This is a genomic window from Campylobacter concisus, from assembly GCF_902460595.1.
Lineage (GTDB): Bacteria > Campylobacterota > Campylobacteria > Campylobacterales > Campylobacteraceae > Campylobacter_A > Campylobacter_A concisus_BL.
In genome coordinates this window covers 284,487-290,302 of sequence record NZ_CABPVA010000002.1, presented here as the reverse complement: position 1 = coordinate 290,302, position 5,816 = coordinate 284,487, and the positions used below count along the sequence as shown (strand labels likewise).

General features: G+C 38.8%; 3 protein-coding genes. All 3 read left to right on the top strand.

Going from position 1 to position 5,816, the window contains the following annotated elements; all coding sequences use genetic code 11:
- The first annotated feature begins 178 nt into the window (after window positions 1–178).
- The 3 genes from F3G86_RS06145 to F3G86_RS06135 all read left to right on the top strand — a co-directional run bounded on the left by F3G86_RS06145 (window position 179) and on the right by F3G86_RS06135 (window position 5,773).
- The gene (locus F3G86_RS06145; RefSeq protein WP_149723324.1) at window positions 179–2,494 is read left to right on the top strand and encodes a flagellin N-terminal helical domain-containing protein; all 2,316 of its coding nucleotides are present in this window, start codon (window positions 179–181) and stop codon (window positions 2,492–2,494) included.
- An 89-nt stretch (window positions 2,495–2,583) separates the two neighbouring features.
- Window positions 2,584–4,743: an FtsK/SpoIIIE family DNA translocase gene (locus F3G86_RS06140; RefSeq protein ID WP_411160689.1), complete on the top strand. Its 2,160-nt coding sequence runs from the start codon at window positions 2,584–2,586 to the stop codon at window positions 4,741–4,743.
- 34 nt (window positions 4,744–4,777) lie between these two features.
- Window positions 4,778–5,773 (top strand): hypothetical protein, encoded by a 996-nt coding sequence (locus F3G86_RS06135; RefSeq protein WP_149723322.1) that lies wholly within the window; start codon window positions 4,778–4,780, stop codon window positions 5,771–5,773.
- Window positions 5,774–5,816: the final 43 nt, after the last annotated feature.

The window sequence follows — 5,816 nt, the reverse complement described above, 5'->3', positions numbered from 1 at the left end:
GCTTTCGCTTGGTGAGAAGAGTATTTTTAACGCCATTTTTCTTTCCTATTTTATATATGTAAATTTTGGCAGATTATACAATAAAACTTTTTTGCACTAAAAAAAATCAAATTTTCACCGATATATCACAAAGCGGAATTATTCTTGCTTAGAGTGAATAAAAATTTAGGGAAAAATTATGAGAATTACAAATCAACTACGTTTTAGTCAGACTTTGCACGACTATCAAAAAAATATGGTTGGCGTAAATAAAAGCTATCAGCAGCTTTCAAACGGACTTAAAATCCAAGATCCATACGACGGTGCTGCGGTTTATAACGATGCTATGAGGCTTGATTATGAAGCGACCACTCTCACTCAAGTGGCTGATGCTACCGGTAAGTCAGTAAATTTTGCGAAAAACACAGACAATGCGCTGAAAGAATTTGAAAAACAGCTTGAAAATTTTAAAACAAAAGTCGTTCAAGCAGCCAGTGACGTGCATAGCACAACATCTCTTGAAGCTTTGGCAAACGACCTTCAGGGCATCAAAAACCACCTTGTAAATATCGCAAATACCTCTATAAATGGTCAGTTTTTATTCTCAGGTAGTGCTGTGGATACTAAGCCGATCGATGGCTCAGGTAAATATCAAGGCAACCGCGACTATATGAAAACTTCAGCCGGTGCGCAGGTTGAGCTACCTTACAACATCCCGGGATTTGATCTATTTTTAGGAAAAGATGGCGACTACAACAAAATTTTAACAACAAACGTGATGCTAGCTGATCAAACTAGAACTGACATCGCTTATGCGCCAAAATATCTTGATGAAAATAGCAAGATAAAAAATATGATCGGTCTAAACTACGCAAGCGACTCAGTTGTGGGCAGTGATGGCTCTTATAAAGGTACGATCGAGCCAGATTTCGACTTTTTGGATACCTCAAATGTAAATTTCCCTGACACATACTTTTTCATGCAGGGCAAAAAGCCAGACGGCACGACATTTACGAGTAAATTTAAGATGAGTGCTGATACGTCAATGGCTGGTTTGATGGAGAAGATCGGTATGGAATTTGGCAACACAAAGACGACAAAAGTTGTCGATGTGAGCATAAATAACGACGGACAATTTAATATAAAAGACCTTACTAAAGGCAATCAAACTATAGACTTTCACATGGTTGCAGCTACTTCTGTGGCGGCAAATCGTGGTGCGATAGCTCCAAACAACACCCTTGATACGGTAAATTCGCTACAAAGCCTTGAAAATATGGCAAATGCTGTGCCAAAAACGGTTCATATAACTGAATTTACAAAGAGTAAATACCTTGATAAAGATGGAAATTTGACAAACGCATTTGACTATGACAAGGTTAGATTTGAGCGAAAAGACAATGAACTAATAGCAAATTTACCTCAAGTAGCTAGAAGAACGGGCGAGTTTGCAACTGATCAGACCAAGCTAAGTGAGGTTTCTGGCACAAAAGAGAGCTACAATAGAAATTTATACCCAAAAGATGTTGATGCAAGAAAAAGAGAGCTTTACAATATAGATAATCAAGAGATAGGTCTTCAAGTAAAATCAATCACCGGCACGACCTACGACATCAAGGTAAAAATGGGCGAAGCAGGTGGCGTAAATACACCAGTGCAGTTTCAAATAACATCAACAACAGCTGCTGGCGTGGTATCTCCAACTAGAAATTTGACCGTCTATAACTCAGATGAATTTGGCAGTTACAGAACCTATGCAAGCGACTTTACATATCGTCAGCTAATGGATATCGTAGCGATGGCTGCAAGCGATAATATCCCTGATCCTCAAAACGTAGAGAATGCAAACTTTGATACAGATATCGAAAAGGTAAGAAGAGATCAAAACTACAACGCCTATAAAGACGCTTTGTCAAAGACTAAAGGCGCAGTAGAGGTAAATTTAGACGATAAAGGCAGGATGGTTTTAACTGACAAGACAAAATCTGTCACAAATATAGAGCTAACCATGTATGACGCTAAAAATGGAGATATATTTGACGGAGATAGCACTGGCATGAACACAGCTGGCGCCGCAAGCCATCCTCAAGGCAAGGGCTCAGTATTTAGCTTTAACGAAAATAACGCTTTAACTATCGATGAGCCAAGCACAAGCGTCTTTCAAGACCTTGATGATATGATATTTGCCGTTAGAAATGGCTACTATAGAGCAGACGCTAACAATCACGACCCACGAAATACCGGCATGCAAGGCGCTTTAAAAAGGCTTGATCACTTGATAGATCACGCAAATAAAGAGCTTACAAAGATAGGCTCTCAAACAAAGCTACTAACTGCGACAAACCAACGTGCAGAGGTTATGAAAGTAAATGTGCTAACCGTTAAAAATGACGTCATAGACGCAGACTATGCAGAGTCATACCTTAAATTTACACAGCTTTCACTCTCATATCAAGCTACTCTTCAAGCAAGCGCTAAGATAAATCAACTAAGCTTGCTAAACTACCTAAACTAAAATGATAAATCAGCAGGCCTAGCTTGCTGATTTTTTAAAAATTAAACTCAAGCGTGCTATAATAAGCCTTTTTAACAAAAGGATCTAAAATTTTAAGACATATATTATTTACTATTTTTGTTTGTTTTTTTATATATTTTGGTATCGCTACGGCTGCTCCGACTGCTGATTTTGTAGGCTCTCTTGGACAAAGCCTTGGTGTTTTTAATATTAAATATTTTGGCCTTATAGCCTATGTTTATCCATTTTTACTTATCGTTCTAGGCTATTTTGTATATAAAAATTTTAAGAAATTTGACTTTGATTTTGCCCAGTTTGTGGTTGGGATTTTTCTATTTTTTATCGCATTTTTGATGTTTCAAGCACTAACCACTTCTGGAGCAAATAGCGGCGTGATAGGTGGTTTTATAGTCTCAGCTCTAAAAGAAGTCATCGGCGCTATCGGCACTGCGGTTGCTATACTTATGATATTTATCATCTCACTTGGACTTGCTTTTAGAGAAAATTTTATCATCGTTTTAAGAAAGGCTTTTGTAGATAAAGAGCCAAATGGCTATGAAGAAAAAAGCAAAAGCGTAAAAGAGGTAAGGGCAAGGCAGATACCAAAGATAGAGCGCAAAAAGCCAAAAGCCGACGAGATAAAAGAAGAAGAACTTATAGACGCTCAGGTGCTAAATGATGATGAGCCAAATTTAGAGGGCGAGCCAGAATTTGAACCAGAGCCAGAGATGGAGCCAGCACAAGAGAGCAGACCTGCAACTATAGGCGGGGTTGAAATTTTAAACGAAGTGGCTGAAAATAAAAAACTTCTTGATCAGATAGAGCGCGGCAAGGTCGAGAAGCCAAAAGACTTTGTCTTGCCGCCACTTAAATTTCTAAACGACCCTCCAAAGCGCTCACACAATATAAATGAAGCTGAGATCGACCAGCAAATTTCAAATTTACTCGATAAACTGCGTAAATTTAAGATAGATGGCGACGTGGTGCGAACTTATACTGGTCCTATCGTCACGACATTTGAGTTTCGCCCAGCCCCACACATCAAAGTGAGTAAAATCCTCACTTTGCAAGATGACCTAGCGATGGCGCTAAAGGCCCAAACTATCCGTATCCAAGCGCCGATCCCTGGCAAAGACGTCGTTGGCATCGAGGTGCCAAATCAAAATTTAGAGACGATCTATCTAAAAGAAATTTTAGAGAGCGAAGTCTTTAAAAACGCGAGCAGCCCGCTAACCATGGCTCTTGGCAAAGATATCGTGGGCGCTCCTTTTGTGACTGACCTCAAAAAGCTCCCGCATTTGCTAATCGCAGGTACAACTGGATCAGGCAAAAGTGTGGGCATAAATGCGATGCTTTTAAGCTTGCTTTATAGAAATAGCCCACAAACTTTGCGCCTAATGATGATCGATCCAAAGATGCTTGAATTTAGCATATATAACGACATCCCACACCTTTTGACGCCTGTTATCACAGAGGCTAAAAAGGCGATCACAGCGCTTTCAAACATGGTTGCTGAGATGGAGCGAAGATATAAGATAATGAGCCAAACTCGCACAAAAAATATAGAGAGTTACAACGAAAAGATGAAGAGCGAGGGCGGCGAGCAGTTTCCATATATCGTCGTGATCATCGATGAGCTGGCCGATCTTATGATGACTAGCGGCAAGGACGTGGAGCTTTATATAGGCCGTCTAGCGCAGATGGCAAGGGCTAGTGGCATACACTTGATAGTGGCGACCCAGCGCCCAAGTGTCGACGTCGTGACTGGCCTTATAAAGGCAAATTTACCAAGCAGGATAAGCTATAGAGTAGGGCAGAGGATCGATAGTAAGGTCATCTTAGATCAAATGGGAGCTGAGAGCTTGCTAGGACGCGGGGACATGCTATTTACACCTCCTGGAAGCCCTGGAGTGATCAGGCTGCATGCGCCATTTGCTAGTGAAAAAGAGATCGAGACGATCGTAAATTTCTTAAAAGAGCAACAAGATGTGATCTATGACGAGAAATTCTTAGCAGAAGAGGGCTCTAGTGCAGGTTCAGCCGCTGGAGTGCTAGGCGAAGAAGAGCTTGATGAGCTTTATGAAGAGGCAAAAGAGATCATCTTAAGCGAGCAAAAAACCTCGATCAGCTACCTACAAAGACGCCTAAAAATAGGCTACAACAAAGCTGCAAATATAATCGAACAGATGGAAAAAATGGGTGTTTTAAGCCCAGTTAATGCAAAAGGTCAGAGAGACATTTTGGTCTGAATTTATATAGCAATGTAAAGATAAAAGAATAAAAATGTTTAAATTTGGAACTATCATTTGTATCCTTTTTACGCTAAATTTCTGTTTTGCTAAAGATCTTAATACGAGTAATGTAGAGAAAAACTCAACATCTATGCTAAAAACTCTAAAACAGATGAACATACCTTTTTCTGGCGATGAGTATGAGATAGAGAATTTATCCAAGCTAGATGATAAGATGCTAGCGGCAGTGCAAACATCATTACCAAAACAAACTGCGCTATATGATGCCATCAAAGGTGATCTAAATAAAGATGGCATAGAGGATGTAGTTGTAGTAACTCAAGAAACATTTAAGGATAAATTTTTAACTTTTAGTGATAGTTGTGATGAGAGCACCAAAGACGATAAATGGTGCCAAATAGTAAATAAAAATCGTCGTGGTGTCGTAATCTTGCTCTCAAATGGTGATAAATATGAGGCTGTAGTAACTAAGAGAGATATATTTGAGAGTCCAAATGAAGATGGCGGAGCTTATTTTCCACCAGAGCTTGCAGTAGAGATAAAAAATAGTGAACTAAAATTTTTCTATAGTTATGGCAAGTACGGATACTGGGAATATGTTTTTGCGCTAGACGGAAAAGATTTTAGGCTTGTAAAGTATTTTAGTAGTGTTAATAATGGTCCTATGCCAGAGTATATAGTGCAAATGGACTTTGTAAATCATAGGCTAGAAAAAAGTGCAAATTTGCTATACCAGGGCAATGAAGAGTATAAGAGATACGAAGAGTGTATAGAAAAGTATAAATCTTTAAATGATGCACAAGAAAAGGATGATTATGATGGAGCATTTATTAGAAAATCTTACGAGCTAAAAATACAAGAAATTCTACTCTCAGAAGTTAAAAAGGTTGATTATATAGATGGTCGTTGGCTGGATAATTTACAAAATTCAAAGGAATTAGGAAAAATTTTGAAGATTGATTTTTGGAGTGAATATCCGGGCGATAATGAAGATGAACTTGTTAGATGTGTCGCGGATAAGATATAAAAAAGCCTTGTGCTGATTTAAATTTTTCTACTAAATTTAATTG